Genomic DNA, 22,656 nt, shown 5'->3' on the forward strand with positions numbered 1-22,656 from the left:
CATCCTGCCAGGGTCTTACAGAGCGATGCCCACGTACTTCGTCTCCAGGTACTCCTCGATGCCCTCGGTGCCGCCCTCGCGCCCGAACCCGGAGTGCTTGACCCCGCCGAACGGCGCCGCCGGGTTGGACACGATGCCCTGGTTCAGCGCCACCATGCCGGTCTCCAGGCCCTCGGCCACCCGGAACGAGCGCGACACGTCGCGGGTGAACACGTAGGCCACCAGCCCGAACTGGGTGTCGTTGGCCATCGCGAGTGCCTCGTCCTCGGTCTGGAAGGTGGTGATCGGGGCGACCGGGCCGAAGATCTCCTCGGCCAGCATGCGGGCGCCCGGTTCCACACCGGTGAGCACGGTCGGCGCGTAGAAGTAGCCGCGCTCACCCACCGGCGAGCCGCCGACGAGCACCCTGGCGCCGGTGCCGACGGCGTCGGCGACCAGCTCGGACACCTTGTCGCGGGCCTTGCTGTCGATCAGCGGGCCGACGTCGACGCCCTCCTCGGTGCCGTGCCCGAGCTTGAGCGCGCCCATCCGCCCGGCCAGCCGGTTGCCGAACTCCTCGGCCACCGAGTGGTGCACCAGGAACCGGTTGGCGGCGGTGCAGGCCTCGCCGATGTTGCGCATCTTGGCCAGCATCGCGCCCTCGACCGCGGCGTCCAGGTCGGCGTCGTCGAACACCAGGAACGGCGCGTTGCCGCCGAGTTCCATCGAGACCCGCAGCAGCTGCGAGGCGGACTGCGCCACCAGCTTCTGCCCGACCGCGGTGGAGCCGGTGAACGAGAGTTTGCGCAGCCGGTGGTCCCGCACCAGCGGCTCGATCACCTCCGGCGTGCGCGAGGTGGAGATCACGTTGAGGACGCCGTCGGGCAGGCCCGCCTCGGCCAGCAGCGACGCCAGCGCATACATCGACAACGGGGTCTGCGGCGCGGGTTTCACCACCATCGTGCAGCCGGCCGCGATCGCCGGGCCGATCTTGCGGGTGCCCATGGCCAGCGGGAAGTTCCACGGCGTGATGAAAAGGCAGGGCCCGACGGGCTGTTTCATGGTGAGCAGCCGGGTGGCGCCGTTCGGGGCCACCGACCAGCGCCCGGCGATCCGCACCGCCTCCTCCGAGAACCAGCGGAAGAACTCGGCGGCGTAGGCGATCTCGGCCCGTGACTCGGCCAGGCTCTTGCCCATCTCCAGGGTCATCAGCAGGGCCAGGTCGTCGGCCCGGTCGACCATCAGCTCGTAGGAGCGGCGCAGGATCTCGGCCCGGTCGCGCGGGGGCGTGGCGGCCCACTCCTTCTGCTTCCGCGACGCGGCGTCCAGGGCGTCCAGGCCGTCCTGCGCGCCCGCGTCGGCGACCTGCGCGATCACCTGGCCGGTGGCGGGGTCCTCGACGTCCATCACCGCCGACGTGGCCGCGGGACGCCACTGCCCACCGATGAACAGACCGGTGCGGACGGCGTCCAGAACCGCCCGCTCGGACGCGCCGATCGGCGTTGACGTTGTCATCTGCGCTTCTCCTCCGCCGGGTCCTTCTGAGAGGACAGACCGCAACAGCACGATCACGAATTCGCCGTGCCGAAGCCTATGCTGGCCCCATGTCCGACTCCACCCTCTCCCCCTCCGGCGCGGCGGGCGAGTTCGCCCTCCCGGTGATCCCCCAGAAGCGGAACCTGGTCACGGAACTGCCCGGCCCCCGTTCCCGCGAGCTGGCCGCGCGGCGCGACGCCGCGGTGGCCTCCGGCGTCAGCAGCCTGATGCCGGTGTTCGCGGCCCGGGCCGGCGGCGGGATCGTGGTCGACGTCGACGGCAACCACCTGATCGACCTGGGCTCCGGCATCGCCGTCACCACCGTGGGCCACGCGGTCCCGGCCGTGGTGGCCGGGGTTCAGCAGCAAGTCGCCGAGTTCAGCCACACCTGCTTCACGATCACCCCCTACGAGGGTTACGTGGCGGTCTGCGAGGCCCTCAACCGGCTCACCCCCGGCGACTTCGAAAAGCGTTCGGCGCTGTTCAATTCCGGGGCCGAGGCGGTGGAGAACGCGGTGAAGATCGCGCGCCGGGCCACCGGTCGCGACGCGGTGGTGGTGTTCGACCACGCCTATCACGGCCGCACCAACCTGACCATGGCGATGACCGCCAAGAACATGCCCTACAAGGACGGTTTCGGCCCGTTCGCCGGTGAGGTGTTCCGGGCGCCGATGTCGTACCCGCTGCGCGACCCGCTGGGCACCGACGGCACGGCCGCCGCGGCCCGGGCGATCAGCGACATCGAGAGCCAGGTCGGCGCGAACCGGGTGGCCTGCCTGGTGATCGAGCCGATCCAGGGCGAGGGCGGATTCATCGAGCCGGCGCCCGGTTTCGTGCCGGCGCTGGCCGCCTGGTGCGCCGCGAACGACGTGCTGTTCGTGGCCGACGAGGTGCAGTCCGGGTTCGCCCGCACGGGTCACTTCTTCGCCGTCGAGCACGAGGGCGTGGTGCCCGACCTGGTGATCACCGCCAAGGGCATCGCCGGGGGCATGCCGCTGTCGGCGGTCACCGGGCGGGCGCCGATCATGGACGCCGCCCACGCCGGCGGGATCGGCGGCACCTACACGGGCAATCCGGTGTCGTGCGCCGCCGCGCTCGCCGCGATCGAGACCATCGAGTACGAGGGTCTGGTGGACGCCGGTGGTCGCCTGGGTGAGCGGCTGCGGGCCTTCCTGCTCGGGCTCCAGCAGCGGTTCCCGCAGATCGCCGAGGTGCGCGGGCGCGGCGCGATGCAGGCGATCGAGCTGTGCGAACCGGGCACCCTCACCCCCGACGCGGCGCTGGCCGCCCGGGTGGCCCGGTACTGCCACCGCAACGGTGTGATCACGCTGACCTGCGGCACGTTCGGCAATGTCATCCGGCTGCTGCCGCCGGTCACGATCGGCGAGGAGCTTCTCGACGACGCGCTGGCCGTGCTGGCCGAGGCGTTCTCGGCGGAGACCGCCTGACCTCCTGTCCGGCGGCTCCGGCACGCGGTGTCCGGATCTGAGGTATTCCTGGCCGAGCGGCCCCTTCTGCCGGAGTGGGTTCGGGCGCAGGGTCGGGAGGGTGAGTTCCTCGCCCTGGGCCCCGTTGCGCCGCCCCGTCTTCCGTGCCCTGTGGGCAGCCCAGCTCACCTCCAACGTGGGCGGGTGGATGCAGTCGGTCGGCGCGCAGTGGTTCCTGGTGCGGGAGACCCACTCCCCCGCGCTGGTCGCCCTGGTGCAGAGTGCGTCCCTGGTTCCGGTGCTGCTGCTCTCCCTGGTGGCGGGTGTGCTCGCCGACGCCCTCGACCGGCGTCGTCTGCTGCTGACCACCACCACGCTGTCCGCCGTCGCCGCCACCGTCCTGGTGGTGCTCGACCTGTCCGGCGGCCTGGCCCCCTGGTCGCTGCTCACCGCGACCTTCACCCTGGGCTGCCTGTCCGCCCTGACCAGCCCGGCCTGGCAGGCGGTGCAGCCGGAACTGGTTCCGCGCGAGGAGATCCCGGCGGCGGCGTCGCTGGGCAGCGTCACCGTGAACGCGGCCCGCGCGGTCGGCCCGGCGGCGGCCGGGGTGATCGTCGGGTTCACCGGGCCCTGGGCGGTGTTCGCCCTCAACGCCCTGTCGTTCCTGGGGGTGCTGGTCGTGCTGCTGCGCTGGCGGCGGGAACCGCGCCGTGCCCCGCTGGGCCGCGAACGCCACGGTGAGGCCCTGCTGGCCGGGGTGCGGTATGTGCGCTCGGCCCCGGGCGTGCGTCGCATCCTGCTGCGGGCGGCGCTCTTCGCCGTCCCCGCCTGTGCGCTCTGGGCCCTGCTGCCGACCGTCGCCACCGGCGAACTGGGGCTCGGGTCGGGCGGTTACGGCCTGCTGCTCGGGGTGCTGGGCGCGGGCGCGGTGCTCGGCGTGGTGGTGCTGCCCGGGCTGCGCCGGCGGTTCGGGTCGTCCACGCTGCTGGCCGGCTCGGCCCTGGTCTACGCCCTCGGCCTGGCCGCGCCGTCGCTGGGCTCGGTCGCCCTGCTGGTGCCGGTGTTCGTGCTCACCGGCATCTCCTGGATCGTCACGCTGACCACCCTGAACGCCGCCCTTCAGCTCACCCTCGCGGACTGGGTGAGGGCCCGTGGCGTGGCTTTCTACCTGCTGGTCTTCATGGGCGGGCAGGGTGTGGCGTCGTTCGGCTGGGGTCTGCTGGCCGGAGGGATCGGCAGCACCCCCACCCTGCTGGTCGCGGCCGGTCTGCTGGTGCTCACCGGCCTGAGCGTCGCCGTGCTGCCGCTGCGCGAGGGCACCGGCACACTCGACCGAACCATCACGGCGCTGAGCGCCGGGCAGCCGCAGCTGGTGTTCGAGCCCGACCCGGTCGACGGGCCGGTCACCATCGAGATCGACTACACCGTGAGGCCTGGCGGCGGAACAGCATTCGTGACGGCGATGCGCGCGGTCGAGCGCTCCCGCCGTCGCACCGGCGCCACCTCGTGGACGCTGGAGCGCAGCGGCGACGACGAGCACGCCTACCGCGAGCAGTTCTCCGTGCGTTCCTGGGGCGAGTTCACCCGGGCCGGCCTGACCCGCTGGACCGGCTACGACCACGCCGGGCTGGACGCCGCGCTCGCGCTGGTCGAGGGCACCGCACGGGAGCGGCACTACTTCCCGGCCGCCTGAGCCGGCAGACTGCCCGGACCTCAGCTGCTGCCTGGGGCCTCAGCTGTCGAACCCCAGCCCCAGCCGGTCCAGCGTGCGCAGCCAGCGGTTGCGGCGGCCGTTCTCGGCGTCGGCGCGGGCCAGGGCGGAACGGGTCAGCTGGATCCCGGCCCAGCGCAACGGTTCCGGCGGGAACGGCACCGGCGGGCGGCGCACCATGGTGAGCCGGGTGCGCTCGTTCTGGGCGCCCTCCAGCAGGTCGAGCGCCACCTGCGCGCCGAACCGCGACGAGCCGACCCCCAGGCCGGTATAGCCCTGCACCGACACCACCTTCCGGCCGAGCGCGGGCGTCCAGAACGGGGTGAAGCGGGTGCTGGTGTCGATCGCCCCGGCCCACACGTGCCCGAACCGCAGCCCGCGCAGCTGCGGGAAGGTGGTGAAGAAGTGCTCGGCCAGCCGCTTCTCGGTCTGCTCCCGGCGCATCCGGCGCTGGGCCAGGTCGGACCCGAAGTAGTAGTGCGCGTCGTAGCCGCCCCACACCACCCGCCGGTCCTGCGTGGTGCGGTAATAGTGGAACTGGTTGCCGGCGTCCGAGATGCCCTCGCCACCCTTCCAGCCCAGGGCGTCCCACTGCCGGTCACCGAGCGGCTCGGTGCTCAGCACGTGGTCCCACACCGGCACGGTGAACAGGCGCAGCCGGCGCAACGGCGACGGGAACACACCGGTCCCCAGCACCACCCGGTCCGCCCGTACCGTGAATTCCCTTACCGGCGTGGACTTCTGCGAGGTTTCCGTCGTCCCCCACCGGTGCCGTGAGCCGACCGGGAGGCCGGTGACGACCCAGGCGGCCACCCGGGACCCCTCGTCACGCAGCGCCTCAACCCGGCTGCCCTCGAAGATCTGTACCCCGAGTCGCTCCGCCGCCCGGGCCAGCCCACGCGCCAGGCGGGACGGCTCGACCGTGGCCGTGGAGTGCGGGAACACCGCCCCGGCCAGGTAGGTGGGCGAGTTCGCGACCGCCCGGGCACCGTCCCCGTCGACCAGCCTGGCCTCGTTCCCCAGCCGGCCCGACACCTCGACCAGCTCGCGCAGCTCGGCCACCTGCCAGGGCCGCACCGCGGCCACCAGCTCGCCGGAACGCGTCCACCCGCAGTCGATCCCGTACTCCCGCACGGTCTGCTCGACGGCGTCCAGGTTCTCCCGGCCCAGCCGCTCCAGCAGCGCCATCTCACCGGGCCAGCGGGCCAGCCCGTTGGCCACGCCGTGGGTCAGCGACGCCGACACGAACCCGCCGTTACGGCCGCTCGCCGCCCAGCCCAGCGTGCCCGCCTCGACCAGGGCGACGCGGCGGCCCGGGTCGCGCCGCGCGGCCAGCAGCGCCGCCCACAACCCGGTGAATCCGCCGCCCACCACCAGCAGGTCGACCAGCAGGTCGGACTCCAGCGGAGCCCGGGACGAGCCCGGGTCCACGGCCGGCCAGAGTGGCGCGCGCACGGCGCCCCTCAGCGAACCACCTGCCCACGACGCCATCCCTGGCCCCCTTCTCACCACCGCGACCCTAGGGCTTGGCACGCCGCCAGCGGAACAGCTCGGTGGCCAGCACGATCATCATCGCCAGCAGGAACATCGCCGAGCCGATCACGTAGGCCGAGGCCGGGATGCCGCGCTGCGCCGACACATACACCAGCTTGGGGAACGTGTTGACGTTGCCGGAGACGAAGTTGGTGATGATGAAGTCGTCGAACGACAGGCTGAACGCCAGCAGGGCGGCCCCGGCGATACCCGGCGCGACCAGCGGCAGGGTGATCCGCCGGAAGGTCTCCAGCTCGTTCGCGTAGAGGTCCTGCGCCGCCTGCTCCAGCCGTGGGTCCAGCCCGGCGATCCGGGCCTTCACCGCCACCACCACGAAGCTGATGCTGAACATCACGTGCGCGATCACGATCGTGGTGAAGCCCAGCGGGAACTTCAGGTTCAGGAACAGCGTGAGCAGCGACGCGGCCAGCACCACCTCCGGCGTGGCCATCGGCAGGAACAGCAGCAGATTGGTCGGCGTGCGGCCGCGGAACCGGTAGCGGGCCAGGGCGAACGCCACCATCGTGCCGAGCACCGTGGCGATCAGCGTGGAGAGCAGGCCGATCTTCAGGCTGTTGCCCAGGGCCGAGCAGACGTCCGGCGCGGCGCACGGGTTGGCCCAGTTCTCCAGCGTGAACCCGCGCCAGGTGAGGTTGGTGCGGGCGGGCTGGTTGAAGCTGAACACCATGATGTAGGCGATCGGCGTGAAGATGTAGGCGAACGCCACCACGCCGTAGATGTGCAGGGCGTGCCGCTGGAGCCACCTCATACCAGTTCCTCCGTCCCGGCCCGGCGCACGTAGAACACGACCAGCACCAGGATGATCGCCATCAGGATGAAGCTCAGGGCCGCCGCCGTCGGGTAGTCGACGATCCGGAAGAACCGGCTCTCCACCACGTTCCCGATCATCGTGGTGCGGGTGTTGCCGAGCAGGCTGGCGTTCACGTAGTCGCCGGAGGCCGGGATGAACGTGAGCAGCGTGCCCGCCACCACCCCGGGCATCGACAGCGGGAACGTCACCCGGCGCAGCACGGTCAGGCCGTTGCCGTACAGGTCACCGCCCGCCTCGATCAGCCGCGGGTCGATGCGCTCCAGGCTGGAGTACAGCGGCAGCACCATGAAAGGCAGGTAGTTGTAGGTGATCCCGGCGACCACCGCGACCGCGCTGGCGGTGACCGTGGCGTCCTGCGGGATCAGGTGCAGCCACTTCAGCGACGACACCACCCAGCCGTCGTCGGCCAGAATCTGCCGCCAGGCCAGGGTGCGCAGCACGAACGAGCAGAAGAACGGCGCCACCACGAGCACCAGCAGCAGGTTGCGTGCCCGGCCGGCGCGGAAGGCGATCAGGTAGGCCAGCGGGTAGCCGATCGCCAGGCAGAGCACCGTGGCCAGGAACGAGTACAGGAACGAGCGGGCGAAGTGCGCCTTGTAGTCGCTGAACGCGTCCCAGTAGTTGGCCAGGTGGAAGGTCTGCACGAACTCGCCGGGAATGCCACTGCCCGAAGGGGTCTGGGTGGAGGTCCCGGCCAGCGTGAAGATCGGGACCACGAAGAAGATCGCGAGCCAGAGCAGACCGGGAAGGAGCAGGAGCAGGACGGTGCGCAGCTGTTTCCCGGTGGCCCGGGGCAGCTCCTCGGCGTCGGCCGGGTCGGCCGGGGTGTGGGGGGCGATCGCTGCCATGTCAGCCCTTCGCCGCGACGAGTTCGTCGTCCACACCGGCGTCGGCGTCGCCGGCCAGCCCGAAACCGTGGTCCGGCTCCCAGGCCAGCACCGCCCTCTCGCCGTCCCGGAAACGCTCTCCCACACCGAGGTTCTGGGCGAACACCGTGAGATTCTGCCCCCACGGCATCCGCACCAGGTACTGCGTGGACACGCCGAGGTAGCTGGCGTCCAGCACCACCCCGCCGGTGAGCACGTTCAGATGAGGGGACGTCCGCTCGGACTCGGCGAGGATGCGCACCTTCTCCGGGCGAACCCCGAGGAGCAGGTCGTTCGCCTCGACACACCGTGCGCGGCGCACCCGCACCTTCTGCCCGTGCGTCTCGACCACCACGTGGTCGCCGTCGGTGCCCGCCCGGCGCACCGGCACCAGGTTGGACTGGCCGAGGAAGTTGGCCACGAACGTGGTGTCCGGCGTCTCGTACAGCTCACTCGGCGGGCCCAGCTGCTCGACCCTGCCGTGGTTCATCACCGCGACCCGGTCGGCCATCGTCATGGCCTCCTCCTGGTCGTGGGTGACATGCACGAAGGTGATGCCGACCTCCATCTGGATGCGCTTGAGCTCGATCTGCATCTGGCGGCGGAGTTTCAGGTCCAGCGCGCCCAGCGGCTCGTCGAGCAGCAGCACCTTCGGCCGGTTGACCACGGCCCGGGCCAGCGCGATCCGCTGCTGCTGGCCACCGGACAGCTGCGCGGGCTTGCGCCCCGCCAGGTGCCCCAGCTCGACCAGGTCGAGCGCGTCGCCGGCCTGCCGCTTCACGTCCTTCACCCCGCGCCGGCGCAGGCCGAACGCCACGTTCTCGAAGATCGTCAGGTGCGGGAACAGGGCGTAGTTCTGGAACACCGTGTTCACCGGCCGCTGGTACGGCTTCTTGTGCGTGACGTCGAGATCGCCCAGGTGGATGGACCCTTCGGTGGGGTCCTCCAGGCCGGCGATCATCCGCAGCGTCGTGGTCTTGCCGCAGCCCGACGGGCCGAGCACGGCGAAGAACTCGCCCTGCGCGATCGTCAGGTCGAGACCGTCGACGGCGGTGAACGAGGCGAACCGCTTGCTGACGCCGGTGAGGCGGAGGTCTTCGGCCATCGTCAGATGCCTCTCAGTTGCCGAGAACGCGCTGGAACTCGGAGGCGAACTCGGTCTCCTCGGTGCCGGTCAGGGTGCGGAACACCTTGACCTTGGCCAGGTCCGCGTCGGTCGGGAAGATGTTCGGGTTGGTCGTGAGGGCCCGCAGCTCCTTGTCCTTGCTCTTGGCCAGCACGTCCTGGGCACCCTTGACCGGGCAGATGTAGTTCACGTAGGCGGCCACCTCGGCCGCCACCTCGGGCTCGTAGTAGTAGTTCATGAGCGTCTCGGCGTTCGTCTTGTGCGGCGAGCCGATCGGCACGAGCATGTTGTCGCTCCACATCGTGCCGCCGGCCTCCGGCAGCGCGAATCCCCACTTGTCGCCGTTCTCGGCGTTCAGCGCGGTGATGTCGCCCGACCAGGCGATCACCGCGATCGCGTCGCCGGAGATCAGGTCCTGCGCGTACGAGTTCCCCTTGACCTGGCGGATCTGGCCGTTGTTCAGCTGCTTCTCGAGCACCGCGACGGCGTCGCCGAACTGGTCGGAGGTGAAGTCGCCGGAGATGTCGACACCCTGCTGGAGCATGATCAGGCCCAGGGTGTCCCGCATTTCGGAGAGCACCTCGACCTTGCCCTTGAGCGCGGGGCTCCACAGGTCGTCCACGCTCTTCAGGCCCTGCGGCAGCTTCTCCTTGTTCCAGGCCAGGCCCGCGTAACCGGACTGCCAGGTGAGGGAGTACTCGCGGCCCTTGTCGAAGTCGACGTCGGTGAGGTTGTCCAGGATGTTGCCGGCGTTCGGGATGTTCTCCCGGTTCAGCTTCTGCACATAGCCCTGCTCGATCACCCGGGCGGCCATGTAGTCGGTGAAGACGATGATGTCCTTGCCGATGTCCTGGCCGTTGGCCAGCTGCCCCTGCACCTTTCCGTAGTACGAGTCGTTGTCCTCGATCGCCTCGTCGTACGTCGCCTTGATCCCCGTCTCCTTCTGGAAGGCCTCCAGAGTCGGGTAGTTCTTGCTCTTGTCGTCGTAGTCCAGGTACAGCGCCCAGTTCGCCCAGTTCACCACCTTGTCGGTGGCCGAGCGGTCCTGCGCGGCGGACGGCGCGGTGGCCCCGGAGCTGCCGGTGGCCGTGCCCGAGGTTCCGCAGGCGGCCAGGGTGGCACCGAGCCCGAGGGTGCCGGCACCGGCGAAGAGCGAGCGGCGGGAGAGCCGGCCGGCGGAGCGCTGGGCACGGATCACGGCCGCGGCTTCGGGGGACAGCGGGCGGCGACGCTGGGACATGGGACGTACGTCCTTTCGTAACGCTACGGATGGCGTTCTCGAGAGCGGGCCTCCGCAGGGGAGCGTCAGCCTAGGCGCGTCTTCCGGCTTCAGGACCGGTCGCACACAGTTCGCAACACGTCGTTAACAATGCCCGTGACCGGCAGCACTTTCACCGTCAGTCACCGGGAATCAGGGAACCCGGGGCGGAACGCAACGGATACTGACACGCCGTAAAGATGCACGGCAAGGAGTCAAGGTAGTTTTTCGTAGTGTTTACCGGCGAAACGCAACGGATTCGTTACCGGATGGGTATGGACGACGGGGAAACCGGCCAGATGCAGCCGTTTTGACCACCGATTACGTGCTCACCGCGGCTACGGAAAGCGCAGTCAGGCCCGGATCGGGCAGCCGCCGGTTTCCGCACTCCCCGGCGACGAGCGGTATGGATTCGGAATGTTTTCGCACCGGAAACAACGGAATCTATTGTCATGGGCCTGGTCTACGGTGAAGATCAGAGGGTGACCCGTAAACCCGTACGGCCCTCCGGACCGCACGCCTCGCAGCCGCTCGACGAGACCTCCAAGCGCATCATCGAGCAGCTCCAGGAAGACGGCCGGCGTCCGTATGCCGCCATCGGCAAGGCCGTGGGCCTGTCCGAGGCGGCCGTCCGGCAGCGCGTGCAGCGGCTGCTCGACGGTGGGGTGATGCAGATCGTCGCCGTCACCGACCCGCTCCAGGTGGGTTTCGCGCGGCAGGCGATGATCGGCGTGAAGGTCGAGGGAGAGATCGAGCCGGTCGCCGACGAGCTGTCGGCGATGGCCGAGGTGGACTACGTGGTGGTCACCGCCGGTTCGTTCGACCTCCTGGTCGAGGTGGTGTGTGAGGACGACGACCACCTGCTCGACCTGGTCAGTGCGCAGATCCGCAAACTGCCCGGGGTGCGCTCCACCGAGACCTTCGTCTATCTCAAACTCCGCAAGCAGCTCTACAACTGGGGTACCCGATGACCACTGACGCACTGACCCAGGCCTGGAACAACTCGGCCCGCGACCACCTCTGGCTCCACTTCACCCGCCACTCCGGCTATTTCGGCTCCGACCCCGAGCCCGCCCCGGTGATCGTGAAGGGCGAGGGCCACCACATCTGGGACTCGACCGGCCGCAAGTACATCGACGGCCTGGCCGGGCTGTTCGTGGTGCAGGCCGGGCACGGCCGCCAGGTGCTGGCCGACGCTGCCGCGAAGCAGGCCAGGGAGCTGGCGTTCTTCCCGCTCTGGTCCTACGCCACGCCGCCCGCGATCGAGCTGTCCGAGAGGCTGGCGCACTACGCGCCGGGCGACCTGAACCGGGTCTTCTTCACCACCGGCGGCGGCGAGGCCGTCGAGTCCGCCTGGAAGCTGGCCAAGCAGTACTGGAAGCTGCGCGGAAAGCCCGCCAAGACCAAGGTGATCTCGCGGTCGGTCGCTTACCACGGCACCACCGCCGGCGCCCTGTCGATCACCGGGATCCCCGGTATGAAGGCCGATTTCGAGCCGCTGGTGCCGGGTGCCTCCCGGGTGCCGAACACCAACATCTACCGGGCCGCCGAGGAACTGCGCGACGACCCCAAGCGGTTCGGCCGCTGGGCCGCGGAGCGGATCGCCGAGGCGATCGAGTTCGAGGGCCCCGACCAGGTGGCCGCGGTGTTCCTGGAGCCGGTGCAGAACGCCGGCGGCTGTTTCCCGCCCCCGCCCGGCTACTTCGAGCGGGTGCGCGAGATCTGCGACCAGTACGACGTGCTGCTGGTGTCGGACGAGACGATCTGCGCGTTCGGCCGGGTCGGCGGCATGTTCGCCTGCACCGAGCTGGGCTACGTGCCCGACATGATCACCTGCGCCAAGGGCATGACCAGCGGCTACTCCCCGATCGGCGCGATGATCGCGAGCGAGAAGCTGTTCGAGCCGTTCCGCGAGGGCACCACCTACTTCCCGCACGGCTACACCTTCGGCGGGCACCCGGTGTCGGCCGCGGTCGGCCTGGCCAACCTGGAGCTGTTCGAGTCCGAGGGCCTGCTGGAGAACGTGCGCACCAACGCGCCGGTGTTCCGCGCCACCCTGGAGAAGCTGCTCGACCTGCCGATCGTCGGTGACGTGCGCGGCGAGGGCTACTTCTACGGGATCGAGCTGGTCAAGGACAAGACCACCCGGGAGACCTTCGACGAGGACGAGTCCGAGCGCCTGCTGCGGGGTTTCCTGTCCAAGGCACTGTTCGACGCGGGCCTGTACTGCCGTGCCGACGACCGCGGCGACCCGGTGATCCAGCTGTCGCCGCCACTGACCATGGGCCCGGCCGAGTTCACCGAGATCGAGGGCATCCTGCGCTCGGTGCTGACCGAGGCGTGGACCCGGTTGTGAACCAGTTCCGGTCGGTGTCGTTGTGGATGGATCAGGTTGCTGACGACCTGGTCCCCCGCCCCCGCCTGGACGGCGACCTGGACGTGGACGTCTGCGTCGTCGGCGGCGGCCTGACCGGTCTGTGGACGGCCTACTACCTGCTGAAGGAACAGCCGTCGCTGCGGATCGCGGTGCTGGAGGCGCAGATCGCGGGCTTCGGTGCGAGCGGGCGTAACGGCGGCTGGTGTTCCGCGCTGTTCCCGGTTTCGGTGACGGCGCTGGCCCGCCGTCACGGCCTGCCCGCGGCGCTGGCCATGCGCCGCACGATGAACGAGACGGTGGGCGAGGTCGGCCGGGTGGCCGCGGCGGAGGGCATCGACTGCCACTTCGTTCGTGGCGGCACGATCGAGCTCGCCCGCTCCGGCGTGCAGCTGGAGCGGGTGCGCTCGGCGGTGGCGGCCGACGTCGCGCGCGGCGGCATCGACGGCTACGAGATCTGGGACGCCGGTGAGACCGCCGCCCGCGTGCGGGCTTCCGGGGTGGTCGGCGCCGGGTACACCCCGCACTGCGCGCGGCTCCAGCCCGCGCTGCTGGTGCGCGGGCTGGCCGGCGTGGTGGAGCGGATGGGCGGGGTGATCCTGGAACGCACCCCGGCACTGGAGATCCTGCCCGCCGGGGGCGGTCACGGCCCCCGGGTGCGCACCGCCTACGGCACCGTGTCGGCGGAGCACGTGGTGCGGGCCACCGAGGCCTGGACGTCGCAGTTGCCGGGCACCCGCCGGGCGATCGCGCCGGTCTACTCGCTGATGGTCGCCACCGAGCCGCTGCCCGCGTCGTTCTGGGCCCAGGTCGGCCTGGAGCGCGGCGAGACCTTCACCGACGCAAGGCATCTGGTGATCTACGGACAGCGCACCGCCGACGACCGGATCGCCTTCGGCGGGCGCGGCGCCCCCTATCACTTCGGCTCGCGCATCAGCCCGGACCTCGATCAGCACGCCCGGGTGCACGAGGCCCTGCGGCACACCCTGACCGAGCTGTTCCCGGCGCTCCGGGGACACGCCTTCACGCACAGCTGGGGCGGTGCGCTCGGCATCGCCCGGGACTGGAACGCCTCGGCCGGCCTGGACCGGCGCTCCGGCATCGGCTGGGCCGGGGGCTATGTCGGCGACGGGCTGTCCACCACCAACCTGGCCGGGCGCACGCTGCGGGACCTGTTGCTGAACCGCGACACCGCGCTGACCGCCCTGCCCTGGGTGAATCACCGCTCCCGCAACTGGGAACCAGAACCGCTGCGCTGGCTCGGCACCAACGCCGGGCTGACCGCGATGACGGCCGCGGACCACGAGGAACGCCTCACCTCCCGGCCGTCGCTGGCCGCCCGGCTGATGTCACCGCTGCTCGGCCACTGAGCCCTTCGTAGGCTGCGGTCCCTGGAACCACGCGGCCGACCCGCGCGACCGGCTGGGCAGCACCGTCCTCCTCACCACGCACGACCTCGACGCGGCCGACCACCTCTGCGTTCGGCTGCTGGTGATCGACCACGGCCTCATCGTCGCCCTCGGGCGCCGATGAGGAGCTCCGGGCTGGCGGCCGAGTACCGCGCCGGGGCGGTCGAGCGGCAGCGGGTCGGCCCGGCCGGGCGGGTCGACGGCACCCGGGCCCTCGTCACCAGCGACGTGCTCGGCGCCGCCGCACTGGGGGGGCGGCGTCCACCGTGCTGCTCGTGGCCGTCCCGCTGTGGTTCGGCGCCCGCACGTTCCGGCGCGGGTCGGCCTGAACCGCACCGCTTGACAGTCCCGGCGGCCGGACTCCCGACAGAGGCCCGGCAGCCGTCGCGGGAAAGCTATGAATTGCCATCTAATCGGACATACAGAATGGACCGGCGGACATTACCGGAAGCCGCTCAAGGTGTTTTCCCGGAGGCCGCCTACTCCGAACGGGTGAGAATGTGCACGACACCCCAAGGCCGTCTTTGCATTGTTGCTTGAACTGTCATCAAACCGTGACCGGGGTTGTCAATAGGTTCTCCACCGGAGGAAAACAATCGGGTCACGAACCGCTCGCCGGACTGCTGATCGTGACCCGGCCATCACCGAAAGCCCTTATTTCGGCGCTGGTCAAGGAATGATGTTCCAGCGAGTTAGCAATCGTGCACAGAAAGTTAGTATGGCGTTCTGGAACATCCTTCGGGCATTGTTAATTTCCCGCGCACCCCTCACCACAGGTCGCCGAGTCCACGCACAACCGGGCACGATTTCGTCACCCTGTGTCCCTGAAATAGGTCCGCTTGGGTGTTATCCCCTAAGCTCGGACAAGGGAATAGCCAGCATTTCCGAATGCTGCTTCCCAGCCCTGACAACGTGTGTTTCCATGGTCGGACAGGTGGGGAGGGCACACTCCGGATGAGCCGCCAGCCCTGGATGACTGGAGACTCGATGAGCAATTCACCGCGCGGCTTCGCCGGGCTTCGACAGCGCATGTCGCGCACCGAGGCCAAGCACGCCAACCCGGACAGCCCGGCGAGCGCCATCCCGTCGCCGACCTCGACGGACTCCGGCGAGATGCCGGTCCCCCTGCGTCCCGGCGACATGCGCGACGGCGACCGCATCGATCTGCGCGTCAGCCCGGAACCGCAGGAGCACCTGTTCGCCTTCGAGCCGGGTGCCCCGCTGCCGGCCCGCACCCGCCGCCCCAAGCCGCAGGCGGGCGAGCAGCCGCCGCGCACCCCCGACGTCCCCCCGGTCACCGGCGCCGAGGCGATCATCGCCTCGGCCACCGTGATCTCCTCCCCGGCGTCCGGCACCTACCTGGTGTCGTCGACGCCGATCAGCGGCGAACTGCCGCTGCTGCCCGAGCCCGGCGCCGACCGGTACCCGGGTCACGAGACATACAGCGAGAGTGAGGGTCCGGTGGCTCAGGGCTACGGCACCGGTGACGATCACCGGGCCGAGACGGCTTACCGCAACGACTACCGCACCGAGCAGGGCTACCGGGCACCACGCCACCAGCCGGCCGAGGCGCGTCACGACGTCCGGCACGCCGCGCCGCAGCCCACCCGAGCCCCGGGGTACGAGCCGGCCTACGGCTACGAGGACGTTACCCCGGCCGGTGCGCGGCAGACCTACGACGGGTACGACGGCACCGGCTACGGCACCCCGCCGGGCGGCACCCGCCAGGCACCCCCGGCGGCTCCGGCGGCCCCGGTTCCCCAGCCGGTGCCGCAGGCCCCCGCCGCCCATGCCCCGGCGGCCCCGGCCCGTCCGGTCTCCCCCACCACCGAGCCGCTCGACCTACGGCAGCTACAGGCCCGGACCGCTCCGCCCCCCACTCCGATGCGTCGCCGGACCGACCAATCGGCGGATCGGAATCCGGTGCGCCCTGCCGAGAGAAACCCCGACAGTCACCACGGTGGCCGACCCGACGGGCCGGCTGCCGGTCCTGCCCGCCGTCCCATCGGTTCCGGCCAGCCCGAGCGGCCCGGAACCGCGCTCCAGATCCGTTCCCCACAGACCAGCCTTCACGGCCGGAAGGAAGACACCGTGACGAACATCGACACCGTCCTCAAGGAAGCCATGCAGATCGACGGCGCCATCGGCGTCGCGCTGGTGGACTACACCAGCGGCATGACCCTCGGCCAGGCCGGTGGCGCCACGCTGAACCTCGAGGTCGCGTCTGCGGGCAACACCGAGGTGGTGCGGGCCAAGCTGCGCACGATGGAGGCCCTGGGCCTGCGTGAGGGCATCGAGGACATCCTGATCACGCTCGACACCCAGTACCACCTGATCCGCCTGATCACCGACCAGTCCGGCATCGGGCTGTTCCTCTACCTGGCGCTCGACAAGCACCGCTCGAACCTGGCCCTGGCCCGCCGCAAGCTGTCCAACCTGGAGCGGACCATCGAGATCTGAGGGCGCGCCCCCGCTCCCAGGGCCTTGCCGGCCGGACCTGCCAGCAACATCCGTAGCGTCCGGTTCGACGGTTCCCTGCCCAACCTGAACATCACGCTCGACTAGGGCGCAGTCGTTGTAGAGGCTGCGCCCTAGCGGGCTTTCAGGGCGTCACCGGGACGCGCGCAGCACCGGCGTGAGCGTGTCCAGCACCGACGCGTCCTCGATCGTCCCCGGCACCGACACCTCGCCGCCGTCGGCGATCTCCCGCATCGTGCGGCGCAGGATCTTGCCCGAGCGGGTCTTGGGCAGCGCCGTCACCACGTCGATCCGGCGCAGTGACGCCACCGCCCCGATCTCCGAGCGCACCAGCTCCACCAGCTCGGCCTCCAACGTCGCGGCGGGTTCGTCCACGCCGGCCTTGAGCACCACGAAACCCCGGGGCTGCTGGCCCTTCAGCTCGTCGTGCACCCCGATCACCGCGCACTCCGCGACCGCCGGGTGGGCGGCCAGCACGGCCTCCATCGAGCCGGTCGAGAGCCGGTGCCCGGCCACGTTGATCACGTCGTCGGTGCGGCCCATGACGAACACGTAGCCGTCCTCGTCCTTGTAGCCGCCGTCGCCGGACAGGTACCAGCCCTCGAACGCCGACAGGTACGACGCAACGTAGCGCTCGTCGTCCTGCCACAGGGTGGCCAGGGTGCCCGGCGGCAGGGGCAGCCGGATGCAGATGGCCCCCTCGGTGTTCGGCGGCAGCACCTCCCCCGCCGGGTCGAGCACCTGCACGTCGTAGCCCGGGACCGGCACCGACGGCGATCCGGCCTTGAGCGGAAGCTGTTCCAGGCCGATCGGGTTCGCGCAGATCGGCCAGCCGGTCTCGGTCTGCCACCAGTTGTCCACCACCGGCACACCCAGCGTGGACGAGGCCCAGCGGTAGGTCTCCGGGTCGAGCCGCTCGCCGGCCAGGAACAGCGTGCGCAGGCTCGAGATGTCGCGTCCCGCCAGCAGTTCCGCGGAGGGGTCGGCCCGGCGGATCGCCCGGAACGCGGTCGGCGCGGTGAACACGGCGTTGACCCGGTGCTCCTCTACGACCCGCCAGAACGCGCCCGCGTCCGGGGTGCCCACCGGCTTGCCCTCGTAGAGCACGGTGGTGGCCCCGGCCAGCAGCGGGCCGTAGACGATGTACGAGTGCCCGACCACCCAGCCGACGTCGCTGGCGGTGAACATCGTGTCGCCCGGCCCGATTCCGTAGATCGCCTGCATCGACCAGGCCAGCGCCACGGCGTGACCACCGTTGTCGCGCACGATGCCCTTCGGCCGCCCGGTGGTGCCCGAGGTGTAGAGCACGTAGAGCGGGTCGGTCGCCTCGACCGGCACACAGGCGGCCGGGGGCACGGCGTTGGGCTTCATCAGCGTGGCCCAGTCCACGTCGTTCCCGGTCAGCTCGGCCTTCGCCTGCGGCCGCTGGAAGATCACCGAGAAGTCGGGGCGGTGCTCGCTGCGCCGCAGGGCCTCGTCGAGCAGCGGCTTGTACTCGATCACCCGGCTGGGCTCGATCCCGCAGCTCGCCGCCACCACCACCCTGGGCCGGGCGTCGTCGATCCGGACGGCCAGCTCGGCCGGGGCGAAACCGCCGAACACCACCGAGTGCACGGCCCCGATCCGGGCACAGGCCAGCATCGCGATCACCGCCTCGGGCACCATCGGCATGTAGATCAGCACGGTGTCGCCCTTGGTCACGCCGAGCGCCTCCAGGCCACCGGCGAACCGGGCGGTGAGGTCGAGCAGCTGGGCATAGCTGTAGGCACGTTTCGTGCCGGTGACCGGTGAGTCGTGGATCAGCGCGGTCTGCTCGGCGCGGCCGGCCACCACGTGCCGGTCCAGCGCGTTGTAGCAGGTGTTCATCCGGGCGCCGGGGAACCAGCGGTGGATCGGCGCCCGGGAGTCGTCGAGGACCTGCTGCGGTCTGCGGATCCAGTGGATGCTCCGCGCCGCCTCGCCCCAGAACGCCGCCGGGTCCTCCAGGCTCTGCCGGTAGGCGCCGGCATATCCGCCCTGACCGCTCGTCATGTGTACTCCCGATCGTCGTTCACGAGCCGGGTCCACCGGTACCGGCGGACCCGGGAGACATCATCCGTGACAGGCTTGCCCCGTGTCCTTCGACCCCGCCCACCTGCCCTCCTCCGCCCTGCCCCTGCTGACCGAACGGCATCTGGCCACCCTCGCCACGCTGCGCGCCGACGGCAGCCCCCACGTCGTCCCCGTCGGTTTCACCTGGGACGGAGCGACCCGTCTGGTGCGGGTGATCACCGGCGGCGGCAGTGTCAAGGCCCGCAACGCCCGCCGGGGCGGGCGGGCCGCGGTGTCGGTGGTCGACGGCCGCTGGTGGCTCACCCTCGAGGGTCCGGTCCAGGTGCTTGAGGACGACGAGTCGGTGCGCGAGGCGGAGCGCCGTTACGAGGAGCGGTACCGGCCGCCCCGGGTCAATCCGGCCCGGGTGGTCGTGACGATCGCGGTGGACCGGGTGCTGGGCCATCTGCCCGGGTGACTCCTTTCCTCCGCGCATGGTGCGGGGCGGGAGGTTGCGACGGGGTTGCTCCCTCGTCGGGTGCTACGGGACGTACTGGGTGGCGTAGGTGCCCCACCAGGTGGCGGCCACGTGGGCGGTGCGCACGCCGGGCACCTGCACGGGACTGGCGTGGTCGGCGTAGTCGCCCAGGCCGAGCTGCCCCACCCCGTTGAAACCCCAGCACCAGAGCGTGGTGTCGGGACGGACCGCGCAGGTGTGGGCGAAGCCGAGGCTGACCTCGTACCAGGAGGTGCCGGCCGCCACCTGCACCGGGCTGTCGCGCTCGGTGCTGTCGCCCTGGCCCAGCTGCCCGTTGTCGTTGGCGCCCCAGCACCACAGGCTGCCGTCGGTACGCACGCCGCAGGTGTGCACCCGGCCGGTCCCCAGCCCGGCCCAGTCGGTGGCGTTGCCGACCTGCGTGGGTGAGGTGCGGTTGGTGGTGTCGCCCAGGCCGAGCTGCCCGCGCACGTTCCAGCCCCAGCACCACAGGGTGCCGTCGGTACGGATGCCGCACGAGGCCCCGTAGACCGAGTCGACCTGGCGCCAGGTGGTGGCGGTGCCGACCTGTGCCGGGGTCAGGCGGTCGGTGGTGTCGCCCAGACCCAGCTGGCCGTACCAGTTCTGGCCCCAGCACCAGAGCGTGCCGTCGGTCCGGGTCGCGCAGGTGTAGCTGAGCCCGGCCGAGACCGAGGCCCAGCCGGTACCGGTGCCGACCTGCCGGGGCGAGGCGTACATCGTGGTGTTGCCCAGACCCAGCTCACCGTAGTAGTTCTCGCCCCAGCACCAGAGCGTGCCGTCGGAGCGCACCCCGCAGGCGTGGTACTGCCCGATCCCGACCGAGCGCCAGGCGGACGAGCCCACCTGGGTCAGCGCCGAGCGCACCGTGTAGTCACCCTGCCCGAGCTGCCCGGAGCCGTTGTAGTCCGAGCACCACAGGGTCGAGTCCTGGCGCAGCGCACAGAGATTCAGCCGGCCGGGGGCCAGGTGCTGCCAGCTGGTCACGGTGCCCACCTGGCTGGGCGAGGCGAGCGTCTTGCCGAGCTGGCCGCTGATCCCGTAGCCCCAGCACCAGAGGGTGCCGTCGGTGCGCACGCCGCAGGTGTGCAGCACACCGGGCCCGACGGAGGCCCAGTCGGTGTCGGTGCCGACGCGCACCGGCGAGGTGCGGTTGGTGGTGTCGCCGAGCCCGAGCACCCCGCGCGAGCCCAGCCCCCAGCACCACAGGCTGCCGTCGGTGCGGGTGCCGCAGCTGAACGCGCTGCCCAGCGCCACACCGGCCCAGGTACTCGCCGTGCCGACCTGCACCGGTGAGGTGCGGTCGGTGGTGTCGCCGAGCCCGAGCTGACCGCTTGCTCCGGCGCCCCAGCACCAGAGCGTGCCGTCGGAGCGTGACCCGCAGGTGTGGCTGCTCCCGGTGGCCACCGCCGACCAGGAGGTGTCCGTGCCCACCCGCACCGGGCCCGTCCGGTTGGTGGTGTCACCGAGACCGAGCTGACCGTTGGTGTTGTCGCCCCAGCACCACAGCGTCCCGTCCGAGGCGGTCGCGCAGGCGTGGGCCCGCACCACGGCGACGCCGGTCCAGGTGGTGCCCGCGCCGACCTGCACCGGGGAGCTACGGGTGCTGGTGTCGCCCTGACCCAGCTGGCCGGAACCGTTCTCGCCCCAGCACCAGAGCGTCCCGCCGCCCCGGATGCCGCAGCCGGTCAGCTCGCCCTCGGCGACCTTCACCCAGTCGGACGCCGAGCCGACCTGGGCCGGCACCGACCTGCTGGTGGTGTCGCCGAGCCCGAGCTGACCGCTGCTGTTGCGGCCCCAGCACCACAGCGTGCCGGCGGTCCGGACGGCGCAGGTGGTGGCGGTGGCCACGGAGACCTGTGCCCAGACGGCCGAGCCCACCTTGACCGGTGCCACCACGTAGTCGGACGCGCCGATGCCCACGCCCAGTTCGCCGGCGCTGGAGGTGCCCCAGCACCACAGGGTGGCATCGGTGCGCACGGCGCAGCTGTGCGTGCTGCCGGCCGCGGCCTGCGCCCAGGTGGTGTTGCGCCCCACCTGCGACGGTTTCTGCTGCGGCGTGGTGTTCATGCCCCACTTGTAGAGCGCGCCGACCGCGAAGTCGTCACCCGCGGCCAGGTCGGCGGTGGTGCCGGTGCTCGCGCTGAACCCGGCCTGGGCGATGGGCAGGCTGAGCACGGCGGCGAGCAGTGCCACCGCCGTGAGCACGACCGCTGCCCCACGCCACCTCATCCGGAGTCCGGTCGGCAGCAGGCGGGCGGAATGTAGCGCCCGGCGCGGAAACCGCTGATCAGGTGGTGGTGATCAGCCGCTCCACCGCGTCCGGGGCGAAGATCGCGTCGGCCACCGACAGGGCCAGGCCGATCGGGCCGGCGCTGTTGTCGAGCGAGCTGCGCACGATGGCCAGACGGGTGGTGGCCAGCGGCAGCGAGCGCCGGTAGACCATCTCGCGGATGCCGGCGAACAGCTGCCCCTCCACCCGGGCCAGCTGGCCCCCGATCACCACCACGCGGGGGTTGAACAGGCTGACCGCCCCGGCCACGGCCGCCCCGAGCACGCGCCCGGCCCGCCGGGTGATCTGCACCGCGACCGGGTCACCGGACAGCGCCAGCTCGATCGCGGCATCCACCGAGGAGACGTCACGCCCGGCCGCCTGGAGGTCACGCATGAGCGCCCATCCCCCCACGTACGCCTCGACGCAGCCGACGTTGCCGCACCGGCACAGCGGCTGGTCGTGATCGTCCGGCGAGGTGAGCTGGGAGTGGCCGATGTCGCCGGCCGCGCCGTCGGCACCCCGGTAGATCTGGCCGCCGACCACCACCCCGGCGCCGATCCCGGTGCCGAGCTTGAGCATGAGCAGGTGCCCGGCGTCCGGGTAGTTGCGCCGGTACTCGCCGAACGCCATCGCGTTGACGTCCTTGTCCACCAGCACCGGGCAGTCGTAGGTGTGCCCGAACCGGGCCCGGATGTCGTACCCGTCCCAGCCGGTCATGATCGGCGGGTTCACCACGGCACCGCGGGCGAAGTCGACCGGCCCGGGCACCGACATGCCGATGCCGTGCACGTCGGCCGCCCGGTGCCCGGTCTCGTCCAGCAGGGCGGCGAACTGCTTCTCGACCAGCCCGAGGATGCGCTGCGGCCCGCGGGTGATGTCGATGGCGGCCTGACGCTCGGAGGCGATCACGCCGTTCAGGTCGCACACCGCCGCGCGCATGCCGGTGGCACCGAGGTCGGCCACCAGCAGCACACCCCGGCCGGCGTTGAACGCGAACCTGGTGGCCGGGCGCCCGCGGGTGGGCACGTCCTCGCCGGACGGCACGATCAGCCGGGCCTGGAGCAGCTGGTCGAGCCGCAGGTTCACGGTGGTGCGCGACAGCCCGGTGCGGGTCATCACCTCGGCGCGGGTCAGCGCCGTTCCGTCGCGGAACAGCGCGAGTGCCTGTCCCACACCGCTGTTCACCCCCGCGGCGGACGCGATGCCTGGGCTGTCCGGGTGCACTGCGGCCGCGGCGGGGATCTGGGGGGCAGCACTCATCGCACGATCTCCAGAGAGCTCTGCGAGCCGACGCTGTACTCGCGGGT

The 22,656-nt window shown here is 71.1% G+C and carries 16 protein-coding genes; 7 read left to right on the top strand and 9 right to left on the bottom strand.

Features of this window, described 5'->3' with window-relative positions; translation table 11 throughout:
- Window positions 1-15 precede the first annotated feature (15 nt).
- The gene (locus KIH74_RS33575; RefSeq protein ID WP_214160458.1) at window positions 16-1,494 is read right to left on the bottom strand and encodes an NAD-dependent succinate-semialdehyde dehydrogenase; all 1,479 of its coding nucleotides are present in this window, start codon (window positions 1,492-1,494) and stop codon (window positions 16-18) included.
- An 89-nt stretch (window positions 1,495-1,583) separates the two neighbouring features.
- Here KIH74_RS33575 and gabT point away from each other — a divergent pair, with 89 nt between their 5' ends.
- Both gabT and KIH74_RS33585 read left to right on the top strand, forming a co-directional pair.
- Window positions 1,584-2,963: a 4-aminobutyrate--2-oxoglutarate transaminase gene (gene gabT / locus KIH74_RS33580; RefSeq protein ID WP_214160459.1), complete on the top strand. Its 1,380-nt coding sequence runs from the start codon at window positions 1,584-1,586 to the stop codon at window positions 2,961-2,963.
- Window positions 2,964-3,063: 100 nt separating this feature from the next.
- Window positions 3,064-4,635, top strand: a complete 1,572-nt coding sequence (locus tag KIH74_RS33585; RefSeq protein WP_214160460.1) for an MFS transporter — start codon at window positions 3,064-3,066, stop codon at window positions 4,633-4,635.
- A 39-nt stretch (window positions 4,636-4,674) separates the two neighbouring features.
- On the opposite strand, the gene KIH74_RS33590 is transcribed toward KIH74_RS33585, so the two are convergent.
- The 5 genes from KIH74_RS33590 to KIH74_RS33610 all read right to left on the bottom strand — a co-directional run bounded on the left by KIH74_RS33590 (window position 4,675) and on the right by KIH74_RS33610 (window position 10,250).
- On the bottom strand, window positions 4,675-6,108 hold the full coding sequence (locus tag KIH74_RS33590; protein WP_214160461.1) for an NAD(P)/FAD-dependent oxidoreductase: 1,434 nt from the start codon (window positions 6,106-6,108) through the stop codon (window positions 4,675-4,677).
- Window positions 6,109-6,172: 64 nt separating this feature from the next.
- Window positions 6,173-6,955: an ABC transporter permease gene (locus KIH74_RS33595; protein WP_214160462.1), complete on the bottom strand. Its 783-nt coding sequence runs from the start codon at window positions 6,953-6,955 to the stop codon at window positions 6,173-6,175.
- The gene (locus KIH74_RS33600; RefSeq protein ID WP_214160463.1) at window positions 6,952-7,866 is read right to left on the bottom strand and encodes an ABC transporter permease; all 915 of its coding nucleotides are present in this window, start codon (window positions 7,864-7,866) and stop codon (window positions 6,952-6,954) included. The genes KIH74_RS33595 and KIH74_RS33600 overlap by 4 nt, the downstream gene beginning before the upstream one ends.
- Before the next feature lies 1 nt (window position 7,867).
- Window positions 7,868-8,989 carry an ABC transporter ATP-binding protein gene (locus KIH74_RS33605; protein ID WP_214160464.1) on the bottom strand — a complete coding sequence of 374 codons (1,122 nt, stop codon included), beginning with the start codon at window positions 8,987-8,989 and terminating at the stop codon, window positions 7,868-7,870.
- 13 nt (window positions 8,990-9,002) lie between these two features.
- Window positions 9,003-10,250: an ABC transporter substrate-binding protein gene (locus KIH74_RS33610; protein ID WP_214160465.1), complete on the bottom strand. Its 1,248-nt coding sequence runs from the start codon at window positions 10,248-10,250 to the stop codon at window positions 9,003-9,005.
- A gap of 470 nt (window positions 10,251-10,720) precedes the next feature.
- Between KIH74_RS33610 and KIH74_RS33615 the strand changes: the two genes are divergently transcribed.
- The 4 genes from KIH74_RS33615 to KIH74_RS39410 all read left to right on the top strand — a co-directional run bounded on the left by KIH74_RS33615 (window position 10,721) and on the right by KIH74_RS39410 (window position 16,511).
- Complete coding sequence (locus KIH74_RS33615) at window positions 10,721-11,239, top strand: Lrp/AsnC family transcriptional regulator (protein WP_214160466.1); 519 nt, start codon at window positions 10,721-10,723, stop codon at window positions 11,237-11,239.
- Complete coding sequence (locus tag KIH74_RS33620; RefSeq protein WP_214160467.1) at window positions 11,236-12,624, top strand: aspartate aminotransferase family protein; 1,389 nt, start codon at window positions 11,236-11,238, stop codon at window positions 12,622-12,624. Before KIH74_RS33615 ends, KIH74_RS33620 begins: the two co-directional genes overlap by 4 nt.
- Window positions 12,625-12,650: 26 nt before the next feature.
- Window positions 12,651-14,012, top strand: coding sequence for an NAD(P)/FAD-dependent oxidoreductase (locus tag KIH74_RS33625; protein ID WP_214160468.1), 1,362 nt, complete (start codon window positions 12,651-12,653; stop codon window positions 14,010-14,012).
- 2,163 nt (window positions 14,013-16,175) lie between these two features.
- Window positions 16,176-16,511, top strand: coding sequence for a hypothetical protein (locus KIH74_RS39410; RefSeq protein ID WP_372492168.1), 336 nt, complete (start codon window positions 16,176-16,178; stop codon window positions 16,509-16,511).
- A 150-nt stretch (window positions 16,512-16,661) separates the two neighbouring features.
- On the opposite strand, the gene KIH74_RS33635 is transcribed toward KIH74_RS39410, so the two are convergent.
- The gene (locus KIH74_RS33635) at window positions 16,662-18,560 is read right to left on the bottom strand and encodes a propionyl-CoA synthetase (RefSeq protein WP_214160469.1); all 1,899 of its coding nucleotides are present in this window, start codon (window positions 18,558-18,560) and stop codon (window positions 16,662-16,664) included.
- 82 nt (window positions 18,561-18,642) lie between these two features.
- Here KIH74_RS33635 and KIH74_RS33640 point away from each other — a divergent pair, with 82 nt between their 5' ends.
- Window positions 18,643-19,038, top strand: coding sequence for a TIGR03618 family F420-dependent PPOX class oxidoreductase (locus KIH74_RS33640; RefSeq protein ID WP_214160470.1), 396 nt, complete (start codon window positions 18,643-18,645; stop codon window positions 19,036-19,038).
- 63 nt (window positions 19,039-19,101) lie between these two features.
- On the opposite strand, the gene KIH74_RS33645 is transcribed toward KIH74_RS33640, so the two are convergent.
- Complete coding sequence (locus tag KIH74_RS33645) at window positions 19,102-21,282, bottom strand: RCC1-like domain-containing protein (protein WP_214160471.1); 2,181 nt, start codon at window positions 21,280-21,282, stop codon at window positions 19,102-19,104.
- 82 nt (window positions 21,283-21,364) lie between these two features.
- The gene (locus KIH74_RS33650) at window positions 21,365-22,609 is read right to left on the bottom strand and encodes an ROK family transcriptional regulator (RefSeq protein ID WP_214160472.1); all 1,245 of its coding nucleotides are present in this window, start codon (window positions 22,607-22,609) and stop codon (window positions 21,365-21,367) included.
- Window positions 22,610-22,656: the final 47 nt, after the last annotated feature.

The organism is Kineosporia corallincola, from assembly GCF_018499875.1.
GTDB lineage: Bacteria > Actinomycetota > Actinomycetes > Actinomycetales > Kineosporiaceae > Kineosporia > Kineosporia corallincola.

Bases quoted from the DNA above. Each gene is read 5' to 3' on its own strand.
- KIH74_RS33595 (WP_214160462.1), bottom strand. From the start codon at position 6,955: ATGAGGTGGCTCCAGCGGCACGCCCTGCACATCTACGGCGTGGTGGCG.
- KIH74_RS33625 (WP_214160468.1), top strand. From the start codon at position 12,651: ATGGATCAGGTTGCTGACGACCTGGTCCCCCGCCCCCGCCTGGACGGC.
- KIH74_RS33615 (WP_214160466.1), top strand. From the start codon at position 10,721: ATGGGCCTGGTCTACGGTGAAGATCAGAGGGTGACCCGTAAACCCGTA.
- KIH74_RS33635 (WP_214160469.1), bottom strand. From the start codon at position 18,560: ATGACGAGCGGTCAGGGCGGATATGCCGGCGCCTACCGGCAGAGCCTG.
- KIH74_RS33620 (WP_214160467.1), top strand. From the start codon at position 11,236: ATGACCACTGACGCACTGACCCAGGCCTGGAACAACTCGGCCCGCGAC.
- KIH74_RS33650 (WP_214160472.1), bottom strand. From the start codon at position 22,609: ATGAGTGCTGCCCCCCAGATCCCCGCCGCGGCCGCAGTGCACCCGGAC.
- KIH74_RS39410 (WP_372492168.1), top strand. From the start codon at position 16,176: ATGCAGATCGACGGCGCCATCGGCGTCGCGCTGGTGGACTACACCAGC.
- KIH74_RS33600 (WP_214160463.1), bottom strand. From the start codon at position 7,866: ATGGCAGCGATCGCCCCCCACACCCCGGCCGACCCGGCCGACGCCGAG.
- gabT (WP_214160459.1), top strand. From the start codon at position 1,584: ATGTCCGACTCCACCCTCTCCCCCTCCGGCGCGGCGGGCGAGTTCGCC.
- KIH74_RS33605 (WP_214160464.1), bottom strand. From the start codon at position 8,989: ATGGCCGAAGACCTCCGCCTCACCGGCGTCAGCAAGCGGTTCGCCTCG.
- KIH74_RS33610 (WP_214160465.1), bottom strand. From the start codon at position 10,250: ATGTCCCAGCGTCGCCGCCCGCTGTCCCCCGAAGCCGCGGCCGTGATC.
- KIH74_RS33575 (WP_214160458.1), bottom strand. From the start codon at position 1,494: ATGACAACGTCAACGCCGATCGGCGCGTCCGAGCGGGCGGTTCTGGAC.